Origin of the sequence: Streptomyces sp. MMCC 100, from assembly GCF_041538145.2 — a bacterium.
Lineage (GTDB): Bacteria > Actinomycetota > Actinomycetes > Streptomycetales > Streptomycetaceae > Streptomyces.
Genome location: NZ_JBGORK020000001.1, coordinates 474,416 through 501,408 on the forward strand (window position 1 = coordinate 474,416; position 26,993 = coordinate 501,408).

Annotated in this window: 23 protein-coding genes and 1 tRNA gene; 15 read left to right on the forward strand and 9 right to left on the reverse strand. The window is 72.1% G+C overall.

The features are described from left to right. Positions 1-68: 68 nt before the first annotated feature. The gene (locus tag ABS735_RS02350; RefSeq protein WP_373902908.1) at positions 69-1,370 is read left to right on the forward strand and encodes a class I SAM-dependent methyltransferase; all 1,302 of its coding nucleotides are present in this window, start codon (positions 69-71) and stop codon (positions 1,368-1,370) included. Between the two features lie 72 nt (positions 1,371-1,442). On the opposite strand, the gene ABS735_RS02355 is transcribed toward ABS735_RS02350, so the two are convergent. After that, positions 1,443-3,974, reverse strand: coding sequence for an ABC transporter permease (locus ABS735_RS02355; RefSeq protein WP_373902909.1), 2,532 nt, complete (start codon positions 3,972-3,974; stop codon positions 1,443-1,445). Between the two features lie 56 nt (positions 3,975-4,030). After that, positions 4,031-4,801 (reverse strand): ABC transporter ATP-binding protein, encoded by a 771-nt coding sequence (locus ABS735_RS02360; protein ID WP_127892937.1) that lies wholly within the window; start codon positions 4,799-4,801, stop codon positions 4,031-4,033. Between the two features lie 414 nt (positions 4,802-5,215). Between ABS735_RS02360 and ABS735_RS02365 the strand changes: the two genes are divergently transcribed. From ABS735_RS02365 to ABS735_RS02375, 3 genes are all read left to right on the forward strand, one after another. Further along, positions 5,216-5,299, forward strand: a tRNA-Leu gene (locus ABS735_RS02365). A 174-nt stretch (positions 5,300-5,473) separates the two neighbouring features. Then, on the forward strand, positions 5,474-6,661 hold the full coding sequence (locus ABS735_RS02370) for a 4-hydroxybenzoate 3-monooxygenase (protein ID WP_373902910.1): 1,188 nt from the start codon (positions 5,474-5,476) through the stop codon (positions 6,659-6,661). A gap of 168 nt (positions 6,662-6,829) precedes the next feature. Beyond that, positions 6,830-7,753, forward strand: a complete 924-nt coding sequence (locus ABS735_RS02375) for a Bax inhibitor-1/YccA family protein (protein WP_373902911.1) — start codon at positions 6,830-6,832, stop codon at positions 7,751-7,753. Positions 7,754-7,826: 73 nt separating this feature from the next. Here ABS735_RS02375 and ABS735_RS02380 read toward each other — a convergent pair whose 3' ends face one another. After that, positions 7,827-8,057 carry a DUF4287 domain-containing protein gene (locus tag ABS735_RS02380; protein ID WP_373902912.1) on the reverse strand — a complete coding sequence of 77 codons (231 nt, stop codon included), beginning with the start codon at positions 8,055-8,057 and terminating at the stop codon, positions 7,827-7,829. Between the two features lie 103 nt (positions 8,058-8,160). Between ABS735_RS02380 and ABS735_RS02385 the strand changes: the two genes are divergently transcribed. After that, on the forward strand, positions 8,161-8,472 hold the full coding sequence (locus tag ABS735_RS02385) for a hypothetical protein (protein WP_373902913.1): 312 nt from the start codon (positions 8,161-8,163) through the stop codon (positions 8,470-8,472). Between the two features lie 15 nt (positions 8,473-8,487). Here ABS735_RS02385 and ABS735_RS02390 read toward each other — a convergent pair whose 3' ends face one another. The 3 genes from ABS735_RS02390 to ABS735_RS02400 all read right to left on the reverse strand — a co-directional run bounded on the left by ABS735_RS02390 (position 8,488) and on the right by ABS735_RS02400 (position 12,340). Continuing rightward, a complete protein-coding gene (locus tag ABS735_RS02390) occupies positions 8,488-9,297 on the reverse strand; it encodes a hypothetical protein (RefSeq protein WP_373902914.1) in 810 nt (269 codons plus the stop codon). A 294-nt stretch (positions 9,298-9,591) separates the two neighbouring features. After that, entirely contained in the window at positions 9,592-10,812 is a 1,221-nt protein-coding gene (locus ABS735_RS02395) for an acetyl-CoA C-acetyltransferase (RefSeq protein WP_373902915.1), read from the reverse strand. 496 nt (positions 10,813-11,308) lie between these two features. Further along, the gene (locus ABS735_RS02400) at positions 11,309-12,340 is read right to left on the reverse strand and encodes an SGNH/GDSL hydrolase family protein (protein ID WP_373902916.1); all 1,032 of its coding nucleotides are present in this window, start codon (positions 12,338-12,340) and stop codon (positions 11,309-11,311) included. A gap of 167 nt (positions 12,341-12,507) precedes the next feature. Here ABS735_RS02400 and ABS735_RS02405 point away from each other — a divergent pair, with 167 nt between their 5' ends. After that, complete coding sequence (locus ABS735_RS02405) at positions 12,508-13,893, forward strand: cystathionine beta-synthase (protein WP_373902917.1); 1,386 nt, start codon at positions 12,508-12,510, stop codon at positions 13,891-13,893. Between the two features lie 354 nt (positions 13,894-14,247). On the opposite strand, the gene ABS735_RS02410 is transcribed toward ABS735_RS02405, so the two are convergent. Then, positions 14,248-14,682, reverse strand: a complete 435-nt coding sequence (locus ABS735_RS02410; RefSeq protein ID WP_373902918.1) for a hypothetical protein — start codon at positions 14,680-14,682, stop codon at positions 14,248-14,250. 452 nt (positions 14,683-15,134) lie between these two features. Between ABS735_RS02410 and ABS735_RS02415 the strand changes: the two genes are divergently transcribed. Continuing rightward, positions 15,135-16,019 (forward strand): MurR/RpiR family transcriptional regulator, encoded by an 885-nt coding sequence (locus tag ABS735_RS02415; RefSeq protein ID WP_373902919.1) that lies wholly within the window; start codon positions 15,135-15,137, stop codon positions 16,017-16,019. A 141-nt stretch (positions 16,020-16,160) separates the two neighbouring features. After that, positions 16,161-16,748 (forward strand): hypothetical protein, encoded by a 588-nt coding sequence (locus ABS735_RS02420; RefSeq protein ID WP_373902920.1) that lies wholly within the window; start codon positions 16,161-16,163, stop codon positions 16,746-16,748. An 82-nt stretch (positions 16,749-16,830) separates the two neighbouring features. Here the strand turns inward: ABS735_RS02420 and ABS735_RS02425 are convergent, their stop codons facing one another. Continuing rightward, positions 16,831-18,246 carry a type III PLP-dependent enzyme domain-containing protein gene (locus ABS735_RS02425; protein WP_373902921.1) on the reverse strand — a complete coding sequence of 472 codons (1,416 nt, stop codon included), beginning with the start codon at positions 18,244-18,246 and terminating at the stop codon, positions 16,831-16,833. 146 nt (positions 18,247-18,392) lie between these two features. On the opposite strand from ABS735_RS02425, the gene hutU reads away from it, so the two are divergent. From hutU to ABS735_RS02450, 5 genes are read left to right on the forward strand one after another with little or no spacing between them, the layout of a single operon-like run. Then, positions 18,393-20,156: a urocanate hydratase gene (gene hutU, locus ABS735_RS02430; protein ID WP_373902922.1), complete on the forward strand. Its 1,764-nt coding sequence runs from the start codon at positions 18,393-18,395 to the stop codon at positions 20,154-20,156. Continuing rightward, positions 20,153-21,370 (forward strand): allantoate amidohydrolase, encoded by a 1,218-nt coding sequence (locus ABS735_RS02435; RefSeq protein WP_373902923.1) that lies wholly within the window; start codon positions 20,153-20,155, stop codon positions 21,368-21,370. Before hutU ends, ABS735_RS02435 begins: the two co-directional genes overlap by 4 nt. After that, positions 21,367-22,716, forward strand: coding sequence for a formimidoylglutamate deiminase (locus tag ABS735_RS02440; RefSeq protein ID WP_373902924.1), 1,350 nt, complete (start codon positions 21,367-21,369; stop codon positions 22,714-22,716). The genes ABS735_RS02435 and ABS735_RS02440 overlap by 4 nt, the downstream gene beginning before the upstream one ends. 51 nt (positions 22,717-22,767) lie before the next feature. Then, complete coding sequence (gene hutI, locus ABS735_RS02445; protein WP_373902925.1) at positions 22,768-23,943, forward strand: imidazolonepropionase; 1,176 nt, start codon at positions 22,768-22,770, stop codon at positions 23,941-23,943. A 43-nt stretch (positions 23,944-23,986) separates the two neighbouring features. Continuing rightward, positions 23,987-24,319, forward strand: a complete 333-nt coding sequence (locus ABS735_RS02450; protein WP_373902986.1) for a hypothetical protein — start codon at positions 23,987-23,989, stop codon at positions 24,317-24,319. A gap of 138 nt (positions 24,320-24,457) precedes the next feature. Here the strand turns inward: ABS735_RS02450 and ABS735_RS02455 are convergent, their stop codons facing one another. Next, positions 24,458-25,384, reverse strand: a complete 927-nt coding sequence (locus ABS735_RS02455) for an RNA polymerase sigma factor SigF (RefSeq protein WP_373902926.1) — start codon at positions 25,382-25,384, stop codon at positions 24,458-24,460. 240 nt (positions 25,385-25,624) lie between these two features. Between ABS735_RS02455 and ABS735_RS02460 the strand changes: the two genes are divergently transcribed. Beyond that, positions 25,625-26,002, forward strand: a complete 378-nt coding sequence (locus ABS735_RS02460) for an STAS domain-containing protein (protein WP_059302090.1) — start codon at positions 25,625-25,627, stop codon at positions 26,000-26,002. Between the two features lie 196 nt (positions 26,003-26,198). Continuing rightward, complete coding sequence (locus tag ABS735_RS02465; protein ID WP_373902927.1) at positions 26,199-26,747, forward strand: ATP-binding protein; 549 nt, start codon at positions 26,199-26,201, stop codon at positions 26,745-26,747. The last annotated feature ends 246 nt before the right edge of the window (positions 26,748-26,993 follow it).

Consider the following 26,993-nt stretch of genomic DNA (forward strand, 5'->3'; position numbering starts at 1 on the left):
GTACGGCGGGCTCCCAGGTGTTTACGTGGTGTTGGACATTCCGGGATCGCTCGTCACGGAGGTACGCCATGGCTGACGCCGCGCTGCGGCTGCAGAGCCTCTTCGAACAGTTGCTGGGAGCACCACTCCCGGTGCGCATCCGCGCCTGGGACGGTTCGCAGTCGGGTCCGCCGGGCGCGCCGACCCTCGTCGTCCGCAACCGCAGGGCCCTGCGCCGCCTGCTGTTCAAACCCGGTGAACTGGGCCTGGCCCGCGCCTGGGTGGCCGGCGACGTCGACATCGACGGCGACCTCTACACCGCCCTCGGTCTGATGGCCGGCCTGATCTGGGAGCGCGGTGAGGACGCCCGCGGACTGGTCGAGGCGCTGCGCGACCCCGAGGTCCGGGCCGCCGTACGCGGTCTGGTGAAGCTCGCCGGGCCGCCGCTGCCCCCTGCCCCGCCGCCGGAGGAGGTCCGCCGGGCCCGCGGCCACCTGCACACCAAGCGCAGCGACAAGCGGGCCATCAGCCACCACTACGACGTCGGCAACGACTTCTACGAACTCGTCCTCGGCCCCTCCATGGTGTACTCCTGCGCCTACTGGCCAGCCCCTCCGGCCGAGGGCGGCACCCTGGAGGACGCCCAGCGCGACAAGCTCGAACTCGTCAGCCGCAAACTGGGCCTGAGCGCCGGTCAGCGCCTCCTCGACGTCGGCTGCGGCTGGGGCTCCATGGCGATCCACGCGGCCCGCGAGCACGACGTGAGCGTCGTCGGCGTGACCCTCTCCCAGGAACAGGCCGCTTACGCCCGCAAGCGCGTCGCCGACGCGGGGCTCACCGACCGGGTGGAGATCCGCGTCCAGGACTACCGGGACGTCGCGGACGGGCCGTACGACGCCATCTCCTCCATCGGCATGGCCGAGCACGTGGGCGCCGAGCGCTACCTGGAGTACGCCACCGACCTGCACAAGCTGCTCAAGCCCGGCGGACGGCTGCTGAACCACCAGATCGCCCGCCGGCCCCAGCGGGACGAGTCCGCCTACAGCGTCGACGAGTTCATCGACGCCTACGTCTTCCCCGACGGCGAACTGGCCCCCGTCGGCACCACCGTCACCCAGCTGGAGCGCGCCGGGTTCGAGGTCCGCGACGTGGAGTCGATCCGCGAGCACTACGCGCTCACGCTGCGCCGCTGGGTCGCCAACCTCGAGTCCGACTGGGCGACGGCCACCCGGCTGGTCAGCCCCGGCCGCGCCCGGGTCTGGCGGCTGTACATGGCCGCCTCCGCGCTCTCCTTCGAGCGCAACCGGATCGGCGTCAACCAGGTCCTCGCCGTGAAGACGCCCGACTCAGGCGCCTCCGGCCTGCCGCTGCGCGCCCGCACCTGGAACTGAGCCCGCGGAACTTCCGTACGCGCGAGGGCCCCGCTCCCGCCCGGGAACGGGGCCCTCGCACGCGCGCGGCGCCTACTCGGTCTTGATCGCGTTCAGCATGTTCAGCCGGGCGGCGTTGCGGGCCGGCCACATCGCGGCCAGGACGCCCACCAGGCCGGCCAGCACCACGAAGATCCCGATCCGGTCCCAGGGCAGGACCAGCGCGTACCCCGGGATCTGGTCCGCGACGGTCTCGCCGATCGCCCAGCCGAGGAACGTGCCGAGGCCGATGCCGACCACCGCACCGAACACCGAGATGACGACGGCCTCCAGCCGGACCATCCGCTTCACCCGGCGCCGGTCCAGACCGATCGCGCGCAGCATGCCGATCTCCTGCTGCCGCTCGAAGACGGACATCGCGAGGGTGTTGACGACGCCCAGCACCGCGATGATCAGGGCCATCGCCAGCAGGCCGTACATGACGTTCAGCAGGGTGTTGATGGCGCCGCCGAACTCGTCGCGGATGTCCTGCCGGTCCATCACGGTGATCGCCGGGTTGTCACCCAGCGCGTCGACGAGGACCTTCTCGTTCGCCGCGGTCCGACCGCCGTCGACCTTCACGAAGACCTGCCGGATGGACGGCTTCGCCTCGTGCCGGTCCACGACCGCGCGGTCGACGAGGACGGGGGAGAGGAACTCGCTGTCCTTGTAGACGGCGCCGACCGTCAGCGTGGCCTTCTCGTCGTCGTCGAAGGTGACGGGGACGGTGTCGCCGGTCTTCCAGCCCCTGCTCTCGGCCGTCTTCTCGGCGACCGCGATCCGGCCCTGGGCGAGCGAGCCGGCGCTGCCGCTGACGACGTCGACGGTCAGGACCTTCTCGATGTCGCCCGGGGTGATGGCCGAGGCGGACACGTAGTCGCCGTCGACCCGGAAGTAGGCGTCCTGCTGCGGCGAGACCGCGGACACGCCCTCGGCCTTCTCCAGCGCCGTCAGCGCGGACCGGTCGAGGTCACCGCCGTTGGCCATCGAGACCATGTAGTCGGCCCTGATGTTGTCCGTGGTCATCTTGTCGATGGCCGTGCCGACCGTGACGCCGAGCACCGACAGGCCGGTCACCAGCGTCAGTCCGATCGCCAGCGCCGAGGCGGTGGCGCCGGTGCGGCGCGGGTTGCGGACCGCGTTCTGGCCGGCCAGCTTGCCCGCCACCCCGAACGGGCCGACGAGCAGCGGACGGACGAGCGCGATCACGGGCCGGGACAGCAGCGGGATCAGAATGATCACGCCGATCAGTGCGAGGAACGCGCCCGCCCCGATGTACATCCGGCCGTCGTCGCCGCCGGTCGAGGCACCCGCCACGATCCCCGCCGCACCGAGGGCGGTGACGGCCGCGCCGATGGAGTTGCGCAGCACCAGCGACTTGGTGCTGGCCACCGCGTGGACACTGTTCATGGCCGCCACCGGCGGGATCTTCGCGGCCCGGCGGCCGGGCAGCCAGGCGGCGAACACCGTGATCAGCACGCCCACCGCGAACGCCGCGACCACCGGCGTGGCGGACAGGACCAGCGGACCGGCCGGCATCTTCATGTCGAACGCGGCCATGCCGGAGCGCAGTCCCACGGCCAGGCCGACGCCGAGGGCGAAGCCGACGGCCGAGGCCACCAGACCCACCAGCGCGGCCTCGGCGAGCACCGAGCGGGTGATCTGCCTGCGGGACGCGCCGACGGCGCGCATCAGGGCGATCTCCTTGGTGCGCTGCGCGACCAGCATCGTGAACGTGTTGGAGATCAGGAAGATCCCGACGAAGAGCGCGATGCCCGCGAAGCCGAGCAGGACCTGCTTGAGGTTGCCCATGCCCTGTTCGATCTGCTCGGCCTGCTCGTCGGCGAGCGCCTTGCCGGTCTGCGCCTCGGCGGTGTCCGGCAGCAGCGGCTCGACCGCGGCCAGGATCTCGGCGTCGTCCGCGCCGGGGGCGGCGGTGACGGTGACGCTCTCGAAGTAGCCCGGCTGCAAGTACTGCTTCTGGGCGACCGCGGTGTCGAAGAGGACGAGGCTGCCGCCGGCGTTGACGGCGCCGTCCTCGGTGGTGAACACACCGCTGAGGGTGTACTCCTTCACCGGGCCGTTGGTCGCGACGCGCACCCGGTCGCCGACCTTGTACTCGCCCTTGGCGGCGGACTCCTCGTCCAGGGCGATCTGGTCGTCCTTCACCGGGCCGGAGCCCTCGGTGAACGTGTACGCGGTGTCCTTGCCGTCCTTGCCGGGGGCGAAGTTGGAGCCCTTGTTGGACCAGCCGACGCCGATGAGCTTCCCGTCGGGGTCGGCGACGCCGGCGAAGCCCTCGACGCGGCCGTACACCCCGGCGACGCCGTCCACGGCGGAGATCCGGTCGAGGGCCTTGCCGGAGAGGCCGGGCTCCTCCTTGGGGTTGTCCGGGTCGGCGTGCGAGGTGACGGCGACGGCGACGTCGTCGTAGCTCTTCGCCGACTGGTTGCGGAAGGCGTTGGAGAGGGTGTCGGCGAAGACCAGAGTGCCCGACACGAACGCCACGCCGAGCATCACGGCGAGCACGGTCATCAACAACCTGGCCTTGTGCGCGAAGACGTTGCGCAAGGCGGTACGGAACATGGGTCTTCTCTGTCCAGACGGTACGGGGGAGGGGCGAGCGGGCGGCGGACGGGGTGTCAGCTGGTGCGGCCCTTGGCGTCGAAACGCTTCATGCGGTCCAGCACCGAGTCGGCCGTCGGCCCGTACACCTCGTCGACGATGCGTCCGTCCGCGAGGAAGACCACCCGGTCCGCGTAGGCGGCGGCCACCGGGTCGTGGGTCACCATCACCACGGTCTGGCCCAGCTCCCGCACCGAGTTGCGCAGGAAGCCCAGGACCTCCGCGCCGGAGCGGGAGTCGAGGTTGCCGGTCGGCTCGTCGCCGAAGATGATCTCCGGCCGGGAGGCCAGCGCCCGCGCCACGGCGACCCGCTGCTGCTGCCCGCCGGAGAGCTGGGCGGGCCGGTGCCCGAGCCGTCCGGACAGCCCGACCATCTGGATCACGGAGTCCACCCACTGCTTGTCCGGCTTGCGGCCCGCGATGTCCATCGGAAGGGTGATGTTCTCCAGCGCGGTGAGGGTCGGCAGCAGGTTGAACGCCTGGAAGATGAAGCCGATCTTGTCCCGGCGCAGCTTGGTGAGCTGCTTGTCCTTGAGCGAGCCCAGCTCGGTCTCGCCGATGCGTACCGAGCCGGACGAGAAGGTGTCCAGGCCCGCGACGCAGTGCATCAGCGTGGACTTGCCGGATCCGGAGGGGCCCATGATCGCGGTGAGCTCGGCCTGCCGGAAGTCGATGGAGACGCGGTCCAGGGCGACCACCTGGGTCTCGCCCTGGCCGTAGATCTTGGAAAGCTCCGTGGCGCGCGCGGCCACGAGGGTGGACCGGTCGGCGATGGGTGCGGTGGTCACGGGAAGGGCGCTCCTGTCGGTACGGCGAGTGCTCGGGACGTCATCCATCGTCCCGGCCGTGCGGCGCCGTGTAGTCAGCCGCTGTTCCGGTTTGCGGGGGCGACTTCGGTCGGACGGGCCGGGCCGGTGTCATACCTGCGGATGACGGCGGACCCCGACGCCCCCGCCGTCGCGGCGGGACGGCGGGGGTGGCGCGAGAACGGGGCGGGCGCCCTCGTCGGGACGGTGAAATCCCGTCATTCCGCATACACCGCGCACCGTCACACGCAAGGCTGTTGGCATGTGCTGATGGCTTGCCCCGGTACCTGATGCTCCCTCAGGCGCCAATAAAATAAGACAACATCGGTCGTCCCGCCCGAGGCCGGGAGGTGCGTCCCGATAGGCTCAAGGCTCGCGACGCGGAGCCCATGGCCTGCCCGGATGGTGGAATGCAGACACGGCGAGCTTAAACCTCGCTGCCCCTTCGAGGGCGTGCCGGTTCAAGTCCGGCTCCGGGCACAACCACCGTCATGCCGGTGTACGCAAACCGCCGCGGCCCTCTTGGATCCCTGAGACCGTTGACAGGGGCGTGCGATCGACTGGAAACTCGTCCCCAGTTGGTGAAGGAAATTTCACCACGCGAACAAGCGACTGCCCGAGCAAGGCAACGACGCCGATCGAAGGGAACGACCGATGCGCACCACCGTCGGCATCATCGGGGCAGGCCCCGCCGGGCTCCTGCTCGCCCGGCTGCTGCACAACGCCGGGATCGACTCGGTCGTCCTGGAGAGCCGCGATCGTGCCTACGTGGAGCGCAGACAGCGCGCCGGGATCCTGGAGCAGGGCACGGTGGACGTGCTGCGCGAGGCCGGGGCCGGGGAGCGGATGGACCGCGAGGGACTGCGCCACGACGGCATCGAGCTGAGGTTCGACCGGCGCCGTCACCGCGTCGACTTCCCCGCGCTCACCGGCGGCAGGTCCGTCATGGTCCACGCCCAGACCGAGGTCTGCAAGGACCTCATCGCCCTCCAGCTCAAGGAGGGCGGCCCGCTGCTGTTCGAGACCGAGGCCCTGGCCGTGGAGGGCGCCGGGACGGACCGGCCGCGCATCCGCTTCCGGCACGGCGGTGCGGATGGTGCGGATGGCGCCGAGGACGTGCTGGAGTGCGACTACGTCGTCGGCTGCGACGGCTTCTGGGGCGTGGCCCGGGCGGCCGTGCCGGACGGGCGCACCTTCGAGCGGACGTACCCCTTCGGCTGGCTCGGCATCCTCGCCGACGTCGCCCCCTCGCACGACGAGCTGGTCTACGCCCGCCACGACCGGGGCTTCGCCCTGCTGTCCATGCGCTCCCCGTCCGTCTCCCGCCTCTACCTCCAGGTCCCCGCGGACACGGAGGCCGACAGCTGGAGCGACGAGGAGATCTGGGACGAGCTGGAGCGCCGCTTCGAGACCGACGACGACTGGACCCTCCGGCGGGGCCCCGTCACCCAGAAGTCCGTCACGCCGATGCGCTCCTACGTCCACGAGCCCATGCGGCACGGCCGCCTCTTCCTGGCCGGCGACGCCGCGCACATCGTGCCGCCCACCGGCGCCAAGGGACTCAACCTGGCCGTCGGCGACGTCGTCACCCTCGCGCGTGCGCTGGCCCACCGCGCCGCGACCGGCTCCGACGAGCTGCTCGACGCCTACTCCGCGACCTGCCTGCGCCGCGTCTGGCAGGCCGAGCGGTTCTCGTACGACATGACGACCCTGCTGCACAGTGCCCCGGGCGCCACGCCCTTCGAGGACCGGCTCCAGCTGGCCCGCCTCGACCGGATCACCTCCTCCCGAGCCGCCGAGACCGACCTCGCCGAGGCCTACACCGGGTTCCCGATCGGGTGAGCGGCGCCCGGCGGCGCGCGCGACCCCGGCCGTGAGCGGAATCACTGATCGGCGTAGCGTGTTGAGCCGCAAGTCGAGGGAAAGATCCTCCCCAAGCAGTAGGGTCATTCCTTTGCCGTTCTATTACTCTTGAGCCAAGGCTGCGCCGTGTGGCCATGGAGGAGTGAAATGAGGAGCAGAAACCCGGTCTTCTCGCGACGGGGGTTCAGCCGCGACAACGGCTACGCGGGCTTCAACGCCGCGCCGCAGGCCGGGGGACCCGCCGTCGCCACGCAGGGCAACCCGTACGCGCAGGGCACCCAGGGCAGCCCGTACGCCCAGCCCGCCGGCAACAACCCGTACGCGCAGAACCCGTACGCCCAGCAGGACCTTCAGTACGGCGCGCCGCCGCAGGCGCCCGCCACCACCGGCCGGATGACGATGGACGACGTCGTCATCCGCACGGCGAGCACGCTCGGTGTCCTCGTGGTGACGGCCGCGCTCGCGTGGGCGCTGCTGCCGGTGGACGACGCCAACATCAGCCGCTCGTACGGCATCGGTATCGGTGCCGCGCTGATCGGCATGGTCCTGGCGCTCGTCCAGTCCTTCAAGCGCAAGCCCACGCCGGCGCTGATCCTGGCGTACGCGGCGTTCGAGGGTGTCTTCCTCGGCGTCGTTTCCAGCGTCGTCGACAACCGCATCGCGGACGGCGCGGCCATGCAGGCCGTGATCGGCACGATGGCGGTCTTCGCCGGTGTGCTGATCGCCTACAAGGCCGGCTGGATCCGCGTCAACCGGCGCTTCTACGGCTTCGTGATGGCGGCCGCGCTCGGCTTCGTCTTCCTGATGATGGTGAACCTGCTGTTCGCCGTCTTCGGCGGCGGTGACGGCCTCGGCTTCCGCAGCGGTGCGCTCGGTGTCGTCTTCGGCATCGTCGGCATCATCCTCGGCGCCTGCTTCCTCGCTCTCGACTTCAAGCAGGTCGAGGACGGGCTCGCCTACGGCGCCCCGCGCGAGGAGGCCTGGTTCGCCGCCTTCGGCCTCACGCTGACGCTGGTCTGGATCTACCTCGAGTTCCTGCGCCTCATCGCGATCCTGAACAGCAACGATTAGTAGGACCCCGCATGTGGAGGGCCCCGGGCTTCGTGCCCGGGGCCCTTCGTCGTCGTGGGGGCGGCGCGCCCGCTCACAGCAGCTTGCGCGCGGCCCTTCTCAGGTCGTACTCGTGGACGATCGCCTTCGCGTGGCCGTACGCGAGGTTGTGCTCGTGGCGGAGCCAGCTGACCTTCTCCTCGAAGCGGAAGAGGGCGGGGCCGTCCTCGACGGCGCGCAGCCAGTCGGAGATCTCACGGCCGGTGCACTGCGGGATACGGGCGAGCAGGTTGCGATGGGTCTCGTCGGAGAAGACTTGGGACATCGGCGCCTCCGGGCGAAAGGGGATGTAAGCCGGTCCTTCAGGTCACCGTGCCTGAGCGTTCGCCCGTTGGCAACAGTCCCGGACGGCCGCGTACGCTCGCGCCGTGGTTGATACGACGCCTTTGACCCGTGCCGTGGACGACTTCGCCGACCGGCTGCGGGCCGCCCCGCAGAGCAGGCTGCAGCGCGGTGCCGCCGCCGAGGCGCTGGAGCTGGCCAGGGAGTTGGCCCGGCGTGCCCAGCTCGTGGAGGAACCCGGGACCGAGCTTCGTGAGATGCCGGACGCGGGCATGTTCGCCGCCGCCGACCAGATCGCGGTCGCCGCACACGACTTGGCCCTCGTACTGGAGGACGAGAGCCAGGTGGAAGAGGCGGCGGCGCTGGTGGAGGAGGCCCGCAAGAGGGCCGGGGTCTGACGTGACGTGACGTGACTACAGGGACGCGATGACGCGGTCCGCCAGGATGTACACGTTCTCCTCGCCGCAGGCGAAGGTCAGCGTGTAGGCGCCGGAGATCCCGGAGCCGCCGAGGAGGTACGGCGTCTGGCCCGCGCCCAGCGCGGCGGCCAGGCGCTCCGCGGTCTCGCGGTGGCCCGGGGTCATGCACAGGGTGGTGCCGTCGGCGAAGACGTACACGTCGAGGGTGCCCAGCGGGCCCGGGCGGACGTCCGCCAGCGCGACGCTCGACTCGGCCAGCTCCTCCAGGGTCGCCACCGTGCGGTCGTGGTCGTTCACGGCCGGGGGCGGGTTCGGCACGAAGTCCGGGTGCGAGGGGTGCCGGCGGCGGGCGGCGGCCAGCTCGGCCGACTCCCTGGGACCCGTGTGGCCCGCGTCCTGCGCGGACGGCTCGTCGGTGTCCGCGACCGGCTCGATCACGGGCTCCAGGCCCACGAGGTCGGCCTGCCGGGGCAGGAACAGCTCGCTGTCGGACAGGCCGAGCAGCAGGGGCGCGTCGGAGGCGTCCCGGGTCTCCTGGGCGGCCCAGAAGGCCCGCGCCTCGGCGAGTTCCCGCTCGCGCTCCTCGGCGAGCGCCTCCGCGACGGCGGCGCGTATCTCCTCGGCGTCGGCGGTGGTGCGGGCGGCGGGCACCCGGCCCCGCGCGGCGGTGGCCCGGCTCTCGGCCAGCTCGGCGCGCAAGGCGGTCACCTGGCGGCGCAGCACCAGGATGCTGCGCAGGACGGCGACGCCCACGGCGCCGGTGGCGGCCGTGGTGAGCAGCAGGGCGATCGGCATGGCGCTCACTGACGTACTCCCGGTTCAAAGTCGACCCCCGACTTCCTACATCAGCTTGAAGGGAGGACTAACCGTCTGTCAGTGCGTAACGTCACGAAACGGACAGGACTTTGGGCCCGGAAGGTGGGGGTGGTGCTGGTCTGACCTGCGTAAATCAAGGGTACGGGAGAGGTAGGTCACATCCTGGGGGAGTTTGGGTCACAAAACGGCCCAGAACCCTGCGGACGGCAGGGCCCCGGGCGGTCTGTCACGCTGGGTCCGCAGGGTGCTACTGACGGTCCCTCAGCGGTCCTCGGCGGGCTGTCAGCTCAGGCGCTCGATGACCATGGCCATGCCCTGGCCGCCGCCGACGCACATCGTCTCCAGACCGAACTGCTTGTCGTGCGTCTGGAGGGAGTTGATCAGCGTGCCGGTGATGCGGGCGCCGGTCATGCCGAAGGGGTGGCCGACGGCGATGGCACCGCCGTTGACGTTCAGCTTCTCCAGCGGGATGCCGAGGTCCCGGTAGGAGGGGATGACCTGCGCGGCGAACGCCTCGTTGATCTCGACCAGGTCGATGTCGTCGATGCTCAGCCCGGCGCGGGACAGGGCCTGCTTGCTCGCCTCGACCGGGCCGAGGCCCATGATCTCGGGGGAGAGGGCGGAGACGCCGGTGGAGACGATGCGGGCGAGCGGGGTCAGGCCCAGCTCGCGGGCCTTGGTGTCGCTCATGATCACGAGGGCGGCGGCGCCGTCGTTGAGCGGGCAGCAGTTGCCGGCGGTGACCAGTCCGTCGGGACGGAAGACCGGCTTGAGGCCCTGCACGCCCTCCAGGGTGACGCCGGCGCGCGGGCCGTCGTCCTTGCTGACGACCGTGCCGTCGGGCAGCGTGACCGGGGTGATCTCGCGCTCCCAGAAGCCGTTCTTGATGGCCTCCTCGGCGAGGTTCTGCGACCGGACGCCGAACTCGTCCATGTCCTGCCGGGTGATGCCCTTGGCGCGGGCGAGGTTCTCGGCGGTCTGGCCCATCGCGATGTACGGGTCGGGGACGAGGCCGTCCTCGCGCGGGTCGTGCCAGGTGGTGCCCTCCTGCTGGGCGACCTCGGCGGTGCGGGCCTCGGCCTCGGCGAACAGCGGGTTGTGGGTGTCCGGCAGGCTGTCGGAGTTGCCCTTGGCGAACCGGGAGACCATCTCGACGCCGGCCGAGATGAAGACGTCGCCCTCTCCGGCCTTGATGGCGTGCAGGGCCATGCGGGAGGTCTGCAGGGACGAGGAGCAGTACCGGGTGATGGTGCAGCCGGGCAGGTGGTCCATGCCCATCTCGACGGCGACGATCCGGCCGAGGTTGTTGCCCTGCTCGCCGCCGGGCAGACCGCAGCCGAGCATCAGGTCGTCGATGTCCCTCGGGTCCAGCTCGGGGACCTTCGCGAGGGCCGCCTGGATGATCGTGGCGGCCAGGTCGTCGGGGCGCAGGTCCTTCAGGGAGCCCTTGAAGGCGCGGCCGATGGGCGAACGGGTGGCAGAGACGATCACGGCTTCGGGCATCACGGCTCCAGTGGCGAGGCGGTACGGGGCGGGCAGGGCTGGTTGGGAAGTTACCCGGCCGTATGGCCCGGGTCACGCATACGTCGGTGTGACATGGACCGCAACTGTCTAAGCGCTTGCTTGGCGCCCCCGCCCCCCGTTATGTTCTTCGCGGTCCTGCAAGAGGGCCGCTGGCCTCCGGGCCCGGCATGGCTGGTCCCCCCTGTCGGACCGATGACCTGGGGGGTGGTGCCACCGGGCCCGAGAGGCGCCGTTGGAGAACACACAGGCCCTCCTCCGGCTCGCTCGACAACGGATCAACGTGCTGTTCGCGATGCTCCGCGACGGCACCTTCTACGAACCCAGAACCCCGCGCCTCGCTTGACGAAAGACATAGAGGCACCCCCCGCTGCGGGCAGTCGTGCCTCCCCCAGTGCCTGAACGGCCTGGGAGGTACCCCCAGGGCGGCACGGGTGGGCGCGGCGGCACCCGGCCAGTGCCGGTCAGCGCCCCACCCCTACCCGGCCTGCCCCGAGGGCGACGGCGTGGGCTCCGCCTCCGCAACCCTCCGCCGCCGCCTCCGCTTCAGCAGCGCCCAAGGCCCCCGCGGCCCCGTGGGCATCGCGGCGGCGACCTCCGTACCCGCCTCCGATGCGGCCTCCGCCGCCGCCCGGGCCACCGGCAGGAAGCCCTCGCGGCGCAGCGCGTCCGGGTGCTCCTCCTCGGCCGGCCACAGACCGAGCGCGGCGCACACCGACGGCAGTACCGCCATCGCGGCCGTGGCGTACCCCTCCGCGGAGGGGTGGTAGTTGTCCGGCCCGAACAGCTCCCGCGGGTTCTGTGCGAACTCCGGGCCCAGCAGGTCGCCCAGGGACACCGTGCGCCCGCCCTGCCCGACGACGCCGATGGTCTGCGCCGCCGCCAGCTGCCGCGAGGCCCGCCGGGCCAGCCAGCGCAGCGGTTGCCGCACCCGCTCGATCGTGCCCAGGTCCGGACAGGTGCCGACCACCACCTCCGCGCCGGCCGTGCGCAGCCGCCGTACCGCCCCGGACAGGTGCCGCACCGAGCGGGTCGCCGGCATCCGGTGGGTGACGTCATTGGCGCCGACCATGATCACGCAGATGTCGGGCACCCGGTCCGGGTCCGCGAGCGCCAGTGTCACCTGCCGGTCCAGGTCGTCGGAGCACGCCCCCGGCAGCGCGACCGACCCCAGCCGCACCGGCCGCTCCGCCACCGCCGCGAGGCCCGACGCCAGCAGCGCGCCCGGCGTCTGACCGGCCCGGTGGACGCCCTGCCCGGCGGCCGTGGAGTCGCCCAGCATCATCAGCCGCAGCGGCGGCTCACCGGCCGTGGGCAGGGTGCCGCCGTACAGTCCCTGCGCGTTCGGCACCCGGGTCGGCGTGCCCACGCCCACCCGGCGTCTGGCCAGCTGCACCTCCGCCACCACCAGCCCGACCGCCGCCGCACCGGCCAGCCCGATGCCGCCGCCGCCGTACGCCGCGCCGGCCGCGATCCGCCGGGCCACCCTCGCCCTCGACATACTCGTCATACGTAGCCGCCACCTCCCGAAACCCGTACACCCACTCCTTGCCCCGTACGGACGGTCGTCCAATCTCAACGCAGGGTGAACGACCGTCACGGGGCATGCCCGGGTCGACAGGCCATAGGCTGGCGGGACCGATATCGACCCTTCATTTGCGGCATCCGGAGACCACGGTGCAATTCCACGACTCGATGATCAGCCTCGTCGGCAACACCCCGCTGGTGCGGCTCAACAGCGTCACCAAGGGGATCAGGGCCACCGTCCTGGCCAAGGTGGAGTACTTCAACCCGGGCGGTTCGGTGAAGGACCGCATCGCCCTGCGCATGATCGAGGCCGCGGAGAAGAGCGGAGAGCTGCAGCCGGGCGGCACGATCGTCGAGCCGACCAGCGGCAACACGGGCGTGGGCCTCGCCATCGTCGCCCAGCAGAAGGGCTACAAGTGCATCTTCGTCTGCCCTGACAAGGTGTCCACCGACAAGATCAACGTGCTGCGCGCGTACGGCGCCGAGGTCGTCGTCTGCCCGACCGCGGTCGACCCCGAGCACCCGGACTCCTACTACAACGTCTCCGACCGGCTGGTCCGCGAGACGCCGGGCGCCTGGAAGCCGGACCAGTACTCCAACCCGAACAACCCGCTCTCCCACTACCACTCCACGGGCCCCGAGCTGTGGGAGCAGACCGAGGGCAGGATCACCCACTTCGTGACCGGCGTCGGCACCGGCGGCACCATCTCCGGCACCGGCCGGTACCTGAAGGACGCCAGCGCCGGCGCGGTCAAGGTGATCGGCGCCGACCCCGAGGGCTCCGTGTACTCCGGCGGCTCCGGGCGCCCGTACCTGGTCGAGGGTGTCGGCGAGGACTTCTGGCCGACGGCGTACGACCGCGAGGTCGCGGACGAGATCGTCGCCGTCTCGGACAAGGACTCCTTCCAGATGACCCGCCGCCTCGCCAAGGAGGAGGGCCTGCTGGTGGGCGGCTCCTGCGGCATGGCGGTCGTCGCGGCCCTCGAGGTGGCGGCGCGGCTCGGCGAGGACGACGTGGTGGTCGTCCTGCTGCCGGACAGCGGACGCGGCTACCTCAGCAAGATCTTCAACGACGAGTGGATGGCCGACTACGGCTTTCTGGAGGACGCCGGCCCCAGCGCCCGTGTCGCCGAGGTCCTGAACCACAAGGAGGGCGGCCACATCCCCTCCCTCGTCCACATGCACCCGGACGAGACCGTCGGCGAGGCCATCGAGGTGCTGCGCGAGTACGGCGTCTCGCAGATGCCGATCGTCAAGCCCGGCGCCGGCCACCCGGACGTGATGGCCGCCGAGGTCGTCGGCTCGGTCGTGGAACGCGAGCTGCTGGACGCGCTGTTCGCCAAGCGCGCCTCGCTGGAGGACCCGCTGGAGAAGCACATGTCGGCCCCGCTGCCCCAGGTCGGCTCCGGCGAGCCGGTCGCGGACCTGATGTCGGTGCTCGGCGGCGCCGACGCGGCGATCGTCCTCGTCGAGGGCAAGCCGACCGGTGTGGTGAGCCGGCAGGACCTGCTGTCCTTCCTCGCCAAGGGCAAGTAGGGCGAGCGGGACCGGCGGCCGGTCCGGTGATCTTCGTGGACTTCGCGGAAGTGGTACGCGCCCGTCACGTGCGCGCAGCAGTCGCTTAACACGGGAGCGGCAGAGTACGGGGTGTCGGCAGGGACCGACGGGGGCGCCTCCCAGGCGTTCACCACTGGGGAAGGCTCCCCGGTCCCGCCGGCATCGAACGGCGTCACGGACCTTCCGGAGCGGCTCCCGGACCTCCAAGGACGCCACGGACGCGCCGCCCCGGCCGTGAGGCCCGGCACCGTGCGCGTCCCCCGCGGGGACCGCCGTCGTCCCGCCCCCCAGCGATGGGGGTGCGGCGGTCCCCGCGCAGTCTTCCCCCTTGGCTCAGTCCTCCCAGGCGTCGTCCCGCCCGGCGCGGCGGCGGCGTCCGAACAGGCCCGGGTTGGTGCGGGCGACCTGGACGACGTTCACCCCGACGATCCCGGCCCAGGCGACCAGCATCCCCGGGAGGTTCGCCACACCGCCGCCGATCGCGGACAGCGGGATCGCGAGCACCAGCGACACGATGCCGAAGCCGAAGCGCTCGCCGAAGGAGTCCGTGGGCTTCGGCGACCGGCTGTCCCGGGCCGCCGTCATCTGCTGCTCGGCGAGCTGCCGGCGCACCCGGCGCTCCACCGCCCCGTCGATGCGCTGGTCGACCTTCTCCAGGAACGAGTCGACCAGCGCGGACTCGTACTCCTCGCCGAGCTCCCTGCGGGTCCGCAGGGTGGCGTCGAGATCCTTCTTGAGGTCGGCGTCGCGTGCGTCCATTCCCGTCATGGGCCCCACGGTAGGCAGCCGGGGCGGCTTCGGCACTGGGGACAACCCCCGATTCCGGCGGGGGCCGACCGGTAGTACCGGCACCGGCGGTTCGGATCAACCTCGGCCCGCCTGGCGGGTCAGTCCGCGCCGGGAGCCCTGTCGATCGTCCGCGTTCCTCGGGCGTGGCCGACCGGACGCAACGCCTTCTGCAACGGCGCCGACCGGGTACCGCGATGACCGCCGAGGACCGCGAAGCGCCTCCCGGACCCTTTCCGGGACCGCGGCCGAGCCGCCGACCACGTACCGCCACCGGCTGACTCACCACGGCGGCGGAGGTCCGACCCTGGCCTCCGCGCCCCGCCCCTGTTTCTGCCCTTTCCCGGTCCGGTCTCACGTGCCCCGGTCCGCCGTCGGCCTGTATAACGGTATGCAGGAAACGGGGTGTGTGAATAGGTCGAGGGGGCCACGTCATGAACGGGACCGGCGGCACCGGCGGCACGAGTGGTGTGGGGCCGAGCGGGACCGACAGCCCGGCCGCGCGGCTGCAGGCGCTGTTCGAGGGGCACCGGCTGACACCGACCCAGCGGCGCATCGCGCACAGCATGGTGCGCCGCGCATCGGACGTGCCCTTTCTCTCGAGCGTGGAGCTGGCCGAACTGGCCGGGGTCAGCCAGCCGTCCGTGACCCGCTTCGCCGTCGCCCTCGGCTTCGACGGCTACCCGGCGCTCCGCCGCCACCTGCGCGAGGTCGCCCCCGCGGAACCGGTCGCCGACACCGGCGCCGTCAACGAGTACCAGCAGGCCGTGGCGGCCGAGATCGAGAACCTGCGGCACCTCGCGGAAGTGCTGGCCGACCCGGGGCCGGTGCGGGAGGCGGGGCGGCTGCTCGCCGCAAGCCGGCCGTTGCCGGTGCTCGGCCTGCGGGCCGCCGCCGCCCAGGCGCACGGCTTCGCCTACTTCGCCGCCAAGGTCCACCCGGACGTCCGGCTCCTCGGCGAGGGCGGCACAATGCTCCACGACCGCATCGACGCCGCGGTCCGGGCCGGCGCGGACACCCTGCTCTGTTTCGCCCTGCCCCGGCACCCGCGCGAGGTCGTCGAGGCGCTCGCCCACGCCAAGGAGGCGGGGCTCACGGTGGTGACCGTGGCCGACTCCGCCTTCGCGCCGGTCGCCAAGGTGTCCGACCTGCTGCTGCCCGCCGCCGTCGGCACCGGCCTCGCCTTCGACACCGCCTGCGCGCCGATGCTGCTCGGCCGGGTGCTGCTGGAGGCGATGTGCGACGACCTGCCGGACGCGCAGGCCCGGCTGGAGGAGTTCGACGCCAAGGCCGCGGCACGGGGGCTTTTCGTGGACTGACCCGGCGTCGAGTGACCCGTACTGCGGACGGGTTCTCAGATTCGTCTCAGCTTGCCCCGTTACAGTGCGGCGCCTGACACACCCTTCAGACGCATCGCGCAGGACGCATCGCACGGGCTGGAACGGAACAGGAGGCAGGACGTGGCGCGCGGAGGACAGGTGGGGCTGGCTCGGGTCGCCGTCGTCGTACGGGCCGGCGCCGCACCACTGTGGTGGCTGGGCGTTTTCGCGGCCGGCATCGGAGTGCTGGTGCCGGGACTCACCGGACGCCGGATCGGGGTGCTGGCCGGTGCCGCGCTCTTCATCGTCGCCACGGCCGTCGTGGCGTGGGTGCGCCGACGGCGCTACACCGCCCTGGCCGGTTCGGCCGCCCGCGCGGGCAAGCACGACGTGCTCCAGGACCGCGGGGTCACCGTACGCAACTGGCGCCGGGGCCATCGCTGGTGGCTGCTCCTCGCCTTCCTCGCCGCTCTCGGCAGCTCCTTCGCCGTCCCCGCGGCGGGCGGGCTGCTGCTGGCCGGCTGCGGGGCCGGGCTGTGGCTCAAGTCCGCCTGGATCGGCCGCCGCGAACAGGCCGGGGACGCCCTGCTGTGGGTCCGCGTGGACTGGCTCGCGGGCAACGCCGGCCGCCCGGCGGGCAAGGCGGTCAAGGGCTACCGCAGCACGGGCATCGCGGCGGGCGACGCGGCACCCGGCGGCGCGAGGCGGAAGACGGCGGCGGCGGTCTGACCAGGGAGTGGGCGGGGGCGGGCAGCGCCCCGCCCACCAGGGGCGCGGGGAACTGCGCGCCCGGCCACGACACACGTGCGGCCTAGAGAGAACCTGTACCCCTGCGGCGAAGATCCACGGTCAGCGAGTCGGCGTACTCCCCTCCCGCCTCGGCCACGATCTCCTCGACCGCCTGCGCCCTGCGCACAGGGGCGAAGGCGACACCCCCGTCCCCGCTCCCTTCCCCGCCCTCGGTGAACCCGTACACCGCGGGCCGCGCCAGTGAGTTGTACGCGTAGTGATGCGCGAAGTAGTACGCACCCGTGTCCAGCGCCGCCGCGTAGTCCCCCTGTTCGAGCAGCGGCATCGAGCGGCCCACGGCCAGCAGGTCGCCCGCGAAGCACGCCGGACCGGCCACGTCCTGCACCACGTCGGGCCCCGCCTTCGGCAGGCCCTTGCCGTCGTACGCGGCGATCCGCAGCGGCCACGCCCCCGGCGCGTACACCGTCCGCGTCGCGACCTGCACGCCCGCGTGCGTCACCGCTACCGGCCGCCCCCCGGCGCTCTTGGCGTACTCCACGCGCGCCACGACCGTGCCGTGCTTGGCCAGCAGCGACCGCCCGAACTCGGTGACCAGCCCGTACCGCCCGTCGAACAGCCCCGGCACCGTCTCGCTCAGCACGCGCGCGTACTGGGCGTACGTCGGTGCCGTCTCGTCCGACGCGAAGTTCACCGGGAGACCGCCGCCGATGTCCAGCGTGTCGACCTGTCTGCGGCCCGCCCGCTCGTTGATCTCCTCGGCGAGCGCGTACGTCTCCCGCACTCCCTCGGCCATCAGGGCCAGCGGGATGCCCTGGGACCCGGTGTGCGCGTGCAGCCGGGTCAGCCACGGCCGGTCCAGATACGCCCGCACCACCCACTCGCGCGCCCCCTCGTCGCGCAGGGCCACCCCGAACTTCGAGGTCGCCGTCGCCGTCGACAGCGCCTCGATGGAGCCCCCGCCGACCTGCGGATTGACCCGGATGCCGAGCGGGGACGCGGTGGTCCCCCGGGCCACCAGGCCGTCGAGGCGCTCCAGCTCCTGAGGGTTGTCCGCGTTGAGGGCGATGCCCAGCGTCAGGGCCTCGCGCAGCTCGTCCGGCGTCTTGGCGGGCGAGTCCAGCACCGTCCGCTCCGCCGGCACCCCCGCCGCCCGTGCCAGGGCCAGCTCGCCCGGGCTCGCGACCTCGGTGCCGATGCCCGCCTCGTGCAGCAGCCGCAGTACCGGGACCAGCGGAGACGCCTTCACCGCGAAGGCGTGCAGCACGGGCGTCCCCGGCGCCGTCACCGCCTCGAACGCCGACCGCAGGGCCGCGGCCGACTCCCGTATCCCGGTGACGTCCAGCAGTCCGACGATCGGTGTGCCGGGCCCCAGCAGTCCCTGCTCCACGGCCGCCCGCACCGCCTGGTCCCGCCGCAGCGCGCGCTCCGTTCCCCTGTCACCGCTCATGTCCGTGCCCTCGCTCACGCCAGCCTCCATACCGTCGCTGCCTGCCCTGACGCGTCCTTCCCCACACTCGCACGCGCGCCGCGCGGCACGACCCTGTTGACTAGCTCTATTCACGAGGCGAGGATATGAATATCCGTAGCAACATCCGCCGGGAGCAAGCCACCAGGAGGCAGACCATGTCCGGACCCCGCCCGCCCGTCTCCCGCCACCACCCTCAGCCGAGGACCTCCGGGCCGCTCCCTCGTCCCGTCCGAGCGCCACGCGGGACGACGCCGAGCGCCCTGGGCTGGCAGCAGGAGGCCGCCCTGCGGATGCTGCAGAACAACCTCGACCCCGAGGTCGCCGAGCACCCGGACAAGCTCGTCGTCTACGGCGGCACCGGCAAGGCGGCCCGCGACTGGCGCTCCTTCGACGCGATGGTGCGGACCCTGCGCACCCTCAAGCAGGACGAGACGATGCTCGTCCAGTCCGGCCGCCCGGTCGGCGTCATGCAGACCCACGAGTGGGCCCCGCGCGTCCTCATCGCCAACTCCAACCTGGTCGGCGACTGGGCCAACTGGGAGGAATTCCGCCGTCTGGAGGCCCTCGGCCTGACCATGTACGGGCAGATGACGGCCGGCTCCTGGATCTACATCGGCACCCAGGGCATCCTCCAGGGCACCTACGAGACCTTCGCCGCCGTCGCCGCGAAGAAGTTCGGCGGCACGCTGGCCGGGACCATCACCCTCACCGCCGGCCTCGGCGGCATGGGCGGCGCCCAGCCCCTCGCGGTCACCATGAACGACGGCGTCGTCATCTGCGTCGACTGCGACCCCCGCGCCATCGACCGCCGGATCGAGCACCGCTACCTCGACGTGAAGGCCGACTCCCTCGACCACGCCCTCCAGCTGGCCACCGAGGCCCGGGACCGGCGCAAGCCGCTGTCCATCGGCGTCCTCGGCAACGCCGCCGAGCTGGTCCCGCAGCTCCTCGCCATGGGCGCCCCGATCGACATCGTCACCGACCAGACCTCGGCCCACGACCCCCTGGCCTACCTCCCCACCGGCATCGCCTTCGAGGACATGGCCGACGCGGCCGCCAAGGACCCGGCCGGCTTCACCACCCGGGCCCGCGAGTCCATGGCCCGGCACGTCGAGGCCATGGTCGGCTTCCAGGACGCCGGCGCCGAGGTCTTCGACTACGGCAACTCCATCCGCGGCGAAGCCCAGCTTGCCGGATACGACCGGGCGTTCGCCTTCCCCGGCTTCGTACCGGCGTACATCCGCCCGCTGTTCTGCGAGGGCAAGGGCCCCTTCCGCTGGGCCGCCCTGTCCGGCGAGGCAGCCGACATCGCCAAGACCGACAAGGCGATCCTCGACCTCTTCCCCGAGAACGAGTCACTGGCCCGCTGGATCAAGATGGCGGGGGAGCGCGTCCACTTCCAGGGCCTGCCCGCCCGCATCTGCTGGCTCGGCTACGGCGAGCGCGACAAGGCCGGTGAGCGCTTCAACGACATGGTCGCGAGCGGCGAGCTGGCCGCCCCGATCGTCATCGGCCGCGACCACCTCGACTGCGGCTCCGTCGCCTCCCCGTACCGCGAGACCGAGGCCATGCTCGACGGCTCCGACGCCATCGCCGACTGGCCGCTGCTCAACGCCATGGTCAACGTGGCCTCCGGCGCCTCCTGGGTCTCCCTCCACCACGGCGGCGGCGTCGGCATGGGCCGCTCCATCCACGCCGGCCAGGTCACCGTCGCCGACGGCACCCCGCTCGCCGGGGAGAAGATCCGCCGGGTGCTCACCAACGACCCCGGCATGGGCGTCATCCGGCACGTCGACGCCGGGTACGACATCGCCGAGTCGGTCGCCGGGGAACGGGGCGTGCGGGTACCGATGCGCGAAGGCCGCGAGGGTGCAGAGGCGCCCGGGAACGACGCGACGCGCGAGGGTGACGGCGCGTGAGCTTCCACAGCATGTGGGCGGAGCTGCTGCCGGTCGGCCGCAGCTCCGCCTCCGGCGGCTACCGCCGCTACGCCTGGACCGGCGCCGACGCCGACTGCCGGACCTGGTTCCAGGAGCAGGCCGAGGCTCGCCGGCTGGCCTACGAGACCGACCGCAACGGCAACCAGTGGGCCTGGCTCGGCGACCCGGCCGCCGGGAACGCCGTCGTCACCGGATCCCACCTGGACTCCGTACCCGACGGCGGCGCCTTCGACGGCCCCCTCGGCGTCGTCTCCGCCTTCGCCGCCCTGGACGAACTGCGCCGGAGGGGAGCGCGGCTCACCAGGCCGCTCGGCATCGTCAACTTCGGCGACGAGGAAGGCGCCCGCTTCGGCCTCGCCTGCGTCGGCTCCCGGCTCACCGCCGGCGCGCTCACCGTCGAGCAGGCCCACCGCCTCACCGACGGCGACGGCATCACCCTCCCGCAGGCCATGGAGTCCGCCGGGTACGACCCGGACACCCTCGGCCCCGACCCCGAACGGCTCGCCCGCATCGGCGCCTTCGTCGAACTCCACGTCGAGCAGGGCCGCGCCCTCGACCTGACCGGCGACCGCATCGGCATCGCCTCCGCCATCTGGCCGCACGGACGCTGGCGGTTCGACTTCCGGGGCGAGGCCAACCACGCCGGCACCACCCGCCTCGCCGACCGGCACGACCCGATGCTGTCGTACGCCGAGACCGTCCTCGCCGCCCGCCGCGAGGCCGAACTCGCCGGCGCCGTCGCCACCTTCGGCAAGATCGGCGTCGAACCCAACGGCGTCAACGCCATCCCCTCCCTGGTGCGCGGCTGGCTCGACTCCCGAGCCGCCGACCAGGCGAGCCTGGACACCGTCGTCACCGGCATCGAGAAGGCCGCCCGCGAGTACGCCGCCGCCCACGGCGTGGACCTCGACGTCGTGCGTGAGTCCTTCACGCCCGTCGTCGAGTTCGACCACGCCCTGCGCGACGAACTCGGGCACATCCTGGGAACCCGTACGGAACTCCAGGTCCCCGTCCTCGGCACCGGCGCCGGACACGACGCCGGAATCCTCTCCGACCGCATCCCGACCGCCATGCTGTTCGTACGCAACCCCACCGGCGTCTCGCACTCCCCGGCCGAGTACGCCGCCGAGGACGACTGCCTGGCCGGGGTGAACGCACTCGCCGACGTACTGGAAGGGCTGGCCTGCACGTGACCTCCTCCGAGCGGACCCGGACGTACTGGCTGGAGCACGCGTGGCTCGGCACCCATGTCGAGCCGGACGTCGCCCTGGACGTGCGGGACGGCCGCATCACCGCCGTCCACCAGGGCGTCGCCGCCCCGCCGCCCGGCGCCGAGATCCTGCGCGGACTGACCCTGCCGGGACTGGCGAACGCGCACTCGCACGCCTTCCACCGCGCCCTGCGCGGCACCGTCCAGGTCGGCTCCGGCACCTTCTGGACCTGGCGCGAGGTGATGTACTCCTTCGCCGACCGGCTGACCCCGGACACCTACCACGCCCTCGCCCGCGCCGTGTACGCCGAGATGGCCCTGGCCGGCATCACCACCGTCGGCGAGTTCCACTACGTCCACCACGCCCCCGGTGGCACCCCGTACGCCGACCCCAACGCGATGGGCGAGGCGCTGATCGAGGCCGCCGCCGAAGCCGGTGTGCGCATCACCCTCCTCGACGCCTGCTACCTGTCCTCCGGCTTCGGCGAGCCGCCCAACACCCACCAGCTCCGCTTCTCCGACGGCACGGCGGAGGCCTGGGCCGAACGCTGTTCAGTTCTCAAGGAACGGGATCACGCACGGATCGGGGCCGCGATCCACTCCGTACGGGCCGTGCCCGCGGACCAGTTGGCGACCGTGGCGCACTGGGCGGAGGAGCGGCGGGCCCCGCTGCATGTGCACCTGTCCGAGCAGACCGCCGAGAACGACGCCTGCCTGCAGGCCCACGGCTGCACACCCACCCGGCTCCTCGCCGACCACGGAGTGCTCGGCCCTCGCACCACCGGCGTCCACAACACCCACCTCACCGACGAGGACATCGCGCTGCTCGGCGACAGCCGCACCGGCACCTGCATGTGCCCCACCACGGAACGGGACCTGGCCGACGGCATCGGCCCGGCGGCCGCGCTGCAGCGGGCGGGCTCCCCGCTCTCCCTCGGCTCGGACAGCCACGCCGTCGTCGACCTGCTGGAAGAAGCGCGCGCCATGGAGCTGAACGAGCGCCTGCGCACCCGCACCCGCGGCCACTGGACCGCCGCCGCCCTGCTGCGCGCCGCCACCGCCGACGGCCACGCCGCCCTCGGCTGGGACGACACCGGCAGCATCGAGGCCGGGGCCCGCGCCGACCTGGTGACGGTCGCGCTGGACTCGGTCAGAACAGCGGGGCCGCTGCCCAGGCTCGGCGCCGAGACGGCCGTATTCGCCGCGACGGCAGCGGACGTACGGCACACGATCGTGGGCGGGCGGCACGTCGTACGCGACGGCGCGCACGCCCTCGTACCGGATGTGCCGCAGGCCCTCGCGCAGGCCGTCGAAGCCCTGCGCGCCTGATCACCCGCGCACGCGCCCGCCCCCCGCCCCCACGAGGACACCAGGGAACCCATGAGCAGCAGCACCGTCATCACCAACATCGCCGCACTCGTCACCAACGACCCCTCCCTCGGCGACCACTCCCCGCTCGGTCTGGTCCGGGACGCGGCCGTCGTCATCGAAGGCGACCGGGTCGCGTGGACCGGTGAATCAAGCAAAGCACCCGCCACTGACAATCGGGTCGACGCCGCCGGCCGGGCGGTCCTCCCCGGCTTCGTGGACTCCCACTCCCACCTCCTCTTCGCGGGCGACCGCACCGAGGAGTTCAACGCGCGCATGTCCGGGCGCCCCTACAGCGCGGGCGGCATCCGCACCACCGTCGCCGCCACCCGCGCCGCGAGCGACGCGGAGCTGGAGGCCGGTCTCACCCGCTACCTCGCCGAGGCCCTGCGCCAGGGCACCACCACCTTCGAGACCAAGTCCGGCTACGGCCTGACCACCGCCGACGAGTCCCGTGCCCTGCGCGTCGCCGCCCGCCACACCGACGAGGTCACCTTCCTCGGCGCCCACATCGTCGCCCCCGAACTCGCCGACGATCCCGCCGCCTACGTCGACCTCGTCACCGGCGAGATGCTCGACGCCTGCGCCCCGCACGCCCGCTGGATCGACGTGTTCTGCGAGAAGGGCGCCTTCGACGGCGACCAGGCCCGCGCGATCCTCACCGCCGGCAAGGCCAGGGGCCTCCACCCGCGCATCCACGCCAACCAGCTCTCCCACGGCCCCGGCGTGCAGCTCGCCGTCGAGCTCGACGCCGCCAGCGCCGACCACTGCACCCACCTCACCGACGCCGACGTGGACGCCCTCGCCGGCAGCCGTACGGTCGCGACCCTGCTGCCCGGCGCCGAGTTCTCCACCCGCGCCCAGTGGCCGGACGCCCGGCGCCTCATCGACGCCGGTGCCACGGTCGCCCTGTCGACCGACTGCAACCCCGGCTCGTCCTTCACGTCCTCCGTGCCCTTCTGCATCGCGCTCGCGGTACGGGACATGGGGATGACGCCGGACGAGGCGGTCTGGTCGGCCACCGCGGGCGGTGCCGCCGCCCTGCGCCGCGAGGACATCGGCTGCCTCACCCCGGGCGCGTACGCCGACCTGACGCTGCTCGACGCACCGAGCCATGTCCACCTGGCCTACCGGCCCGGCGTCCCTCTGGTCGCGGGGGTGTGGCGGCGGGGCGTACGTAAGGTGTGAGCGTACGAGCGTCGGTGGGAGCGGGGGGACGGGGCGGATGCGGATGCCGAGGCACTGGCGGGCATGGTGGGCGCCGTTCCTGGTGAACCTGCTGCTCGGCGTTCCGGCCGTGGTGCCGATCTGGCTCGTCTGGTACCTGCTGGTGAACTGGCCGCTGGCCGAACTGGGTTGGACCGTGCGCGAGCCGACGGAGAACGACGGCATGGCGCTCTGGCTGGTGATCGTCGTCCCGGTGGTCGCGCTGTTCGGGCTGATCTGGTGGCTGGCCAACGAACCCCTGCGGCGCAGGAGCGCCCTCGCTCCGCGCTCGTTCTGGCTGCTGTGCGTCCTGGTGCCGTTCCTGCCGACGGCCGCGCTGATCGCCAACTCCCCGTGAAGGGCGACGGCAGCCAGAAGAGGGGGCGGCAGCCAGAGGGGGCAGCAGCCAGAAGAGGGCGGCGGCAGCCCGAAGGGGGGCGGCCCGGTGTCGGACCACCCCCCTGGAGGGCAAGCGTCACCCGGTCAGGACTGAGGACTACTCCTCGACCGTGAGCCCCTTGCGCAGCCGTACGAGGGTCCGCGACAGCAGACGCGAGACGTGCATCTGGGAGATGCCCAGCTCCTCGCCGATCTCCGACTGGGTCATGCCCGCGACGAAGCGGAGGGAGAGGATCTTCCGGTCCCGCGAGGGCAGTTCGGCGATCAGCGGCTTCAGCGACTCGACGTACTCGATGCCCTCGAGCCCGTGGTCCTCGTAACCGATGCGGTCGGCGAGCGCGCCCTCCGCGTCGTCCTCCTCCGGCTGGGCGTCCAGCGAGGAGGCGGTGTAGGCGTTGGACGCCGCCATGCCCTCGACGACCTCGTCCTTGGACAGGCCGAGGTGCTCGGCCAGTTCGGTCACCGTGGGGGCGCGGTCGAGGCGCTGGGCCAGCTCGTCGCCGGCCTTCGCCAGGTCGAGCCGCAGCTCCTGGAGGCGGCGCGGAACGCGCACGGACCACGAGGTGTCGCGGAAGAAGCGCTTGATCTCGCCGATGATGGTCGGCATCGCGAACGTGGGGAACTCCACACCGCGCGACAGCTCGAAGCGGTCGATCGCCTTGATCAGGCCGATGGTGCCGACCTGGATGATGTCCTCCATCGGCTCGCTGCGCGAGCGGAAGCGGGAGGCGGCGAACTTGACCAGCGCGAGGTTCAGCTCGACGAGCGTGTTGCGTACGTACGCGCACTCATGGGTGCCTTCCTCCAGCGACTCCAGCCGCTCGAAGAGGGTCCTGGACAGGGCCCTGGCGTCCGCCGGAGCGACCTCGTCGTACGCGGGGATGTCCGGAAGCCCGGCGAGTGCGTCGTCGTGGTCGACGACCGCTTCGTGGTGCTCGATGGGATCCAGATGTTCCGGAGGGAGTGTCGACGTCGCTTGGTGGGTACGCGATCCGTCGAGCCGGGGTGACATGATGTCCTCCATCGTTCTCGGCATACGGCTGCCGAAGCCAAATACGTGCACTGCGGTGTGCGGCGCCTCCAAAGCCGGCCGTGTCGGTTTACGTGTCTTACTAGCCCTACCGGGTTTACCGAGCTGACCGCAAGTGTGTTCTGTGCGGGTATGTCCGTTTGTGTGCGGTTGTTCGGGTGTCGGAGTGCGGTGGGAAGGCGTAGTGTTCGAGGGCGTCAGCAAGCAGTCACGACCCCGGGAGAGAGAAACGGCATGGACCGCGGGACGGTCGGCAGTGCCCAGTCGGGCCGGCTTCTGGTCGAGGTACGGGAAGAGGGCCCCAGTGCCGTCGTGACCCCGGCGGGTGAGCTGGATCACCACACCGCCGATCTGTTGCGCGAGCCCCTGGAGGACTGCCTCGCCAAGGGATTCAACCGACTCGTCGTGGACTGCTCGCGGCTGGAGTTCTGCGACTCCACGGGGCTCAACGTCCTGCTCGGCGCGCGATTGAAGGCCGAGGCGGCGGGGGGCGGAGTGCATCTGGTTGCCATGCAGCCGGTGGTGGCCCGCGTGTTCGAGATCACGGGGGCCGAAGCGGTCTTCACCCTCCACGACACGCTCGCGGCCGCCCTGGCCGACGCGTCCGACTGAGCCGTCCTTGTCCGGCCGGCGGAGGGGTGCGTGTGCTTCCCGGGGCGGGTGTTTTCGACCCGCGCCGGGTTTCGTGCGCAATACAGGGGTGTTCGTACGATCCGGTCGGGCAGGAGAGACCCTGAACCGGCTGTGTACGACTCTGCTGTCTACGACTTTGAAACGTGAACTGGTGAATCGGTGAGGTGAAGCGCTGATGAGCACCACCCGGCCCTACTCGCCGGGCGACCGCGGTCCGGAGCCCAGCGGCGCTTCCGGGGTGTCCGCGTCCGCGCCGGTGCCTTCTTCGGGGGTTCCTGGGGCTTCCGGGACGGCGTCCGCGTCCGGGGGTGGCGGGCGGCAGGCCCGCAGGCTGAGCTTCGAGGACGCGAGCGGGGTCGTCCCGCTGGCCCGTGACTTCACCCGCGAGGCGCTGTACGCCTGGGGCTGGCTGCCCTCCGCCACCGCGGACCAGCGGGCCGCCGCCGAGGACGTACTGCTCGTGGTGTCCGAGCTGGTCACCAACGCCTGTCTGCACGCCGAGGGGCCGGACGAGCTGCGGATCACCTGCGAGAAGAAGGTGATCCGGCTGGAGGTCTCCGACCGCGGCACGGGTCAGCCGGCGCCGCGGACCCCGCACCGCGCCGGGCGCCCGGGCGGCCACGGCATGTTCATCGTGCAGCGGCTGTGCCTGGACTGGGGCGTCGTGCGCACGCCGGGTGTCGCGGGCAAGCGGGTGTGGGCGGAGCTGGGGGCTCCGGCGTAAGCCTGCGGCGCTTGCGCCGGGTCTGCCCACCCGCTCACCCGTCTCGGCCGGCCAAGGGGTGACCGTCCCTGGACTCCGCCCCAGACCCCGGCGGGGACTTCGTCCCCTGGACCCCTCCCTGACGCTTCGCCCCGGGGTTCCGCCGGGGACTGCGCCCTCTGGTGTCCCCGGGGTTCCCCCAGGGTTCCGCCGGGGACTGCGCCCTCTGGTGTCCCCGGGGTTCCCCCGGCGTCCGCCGCCTCTGGA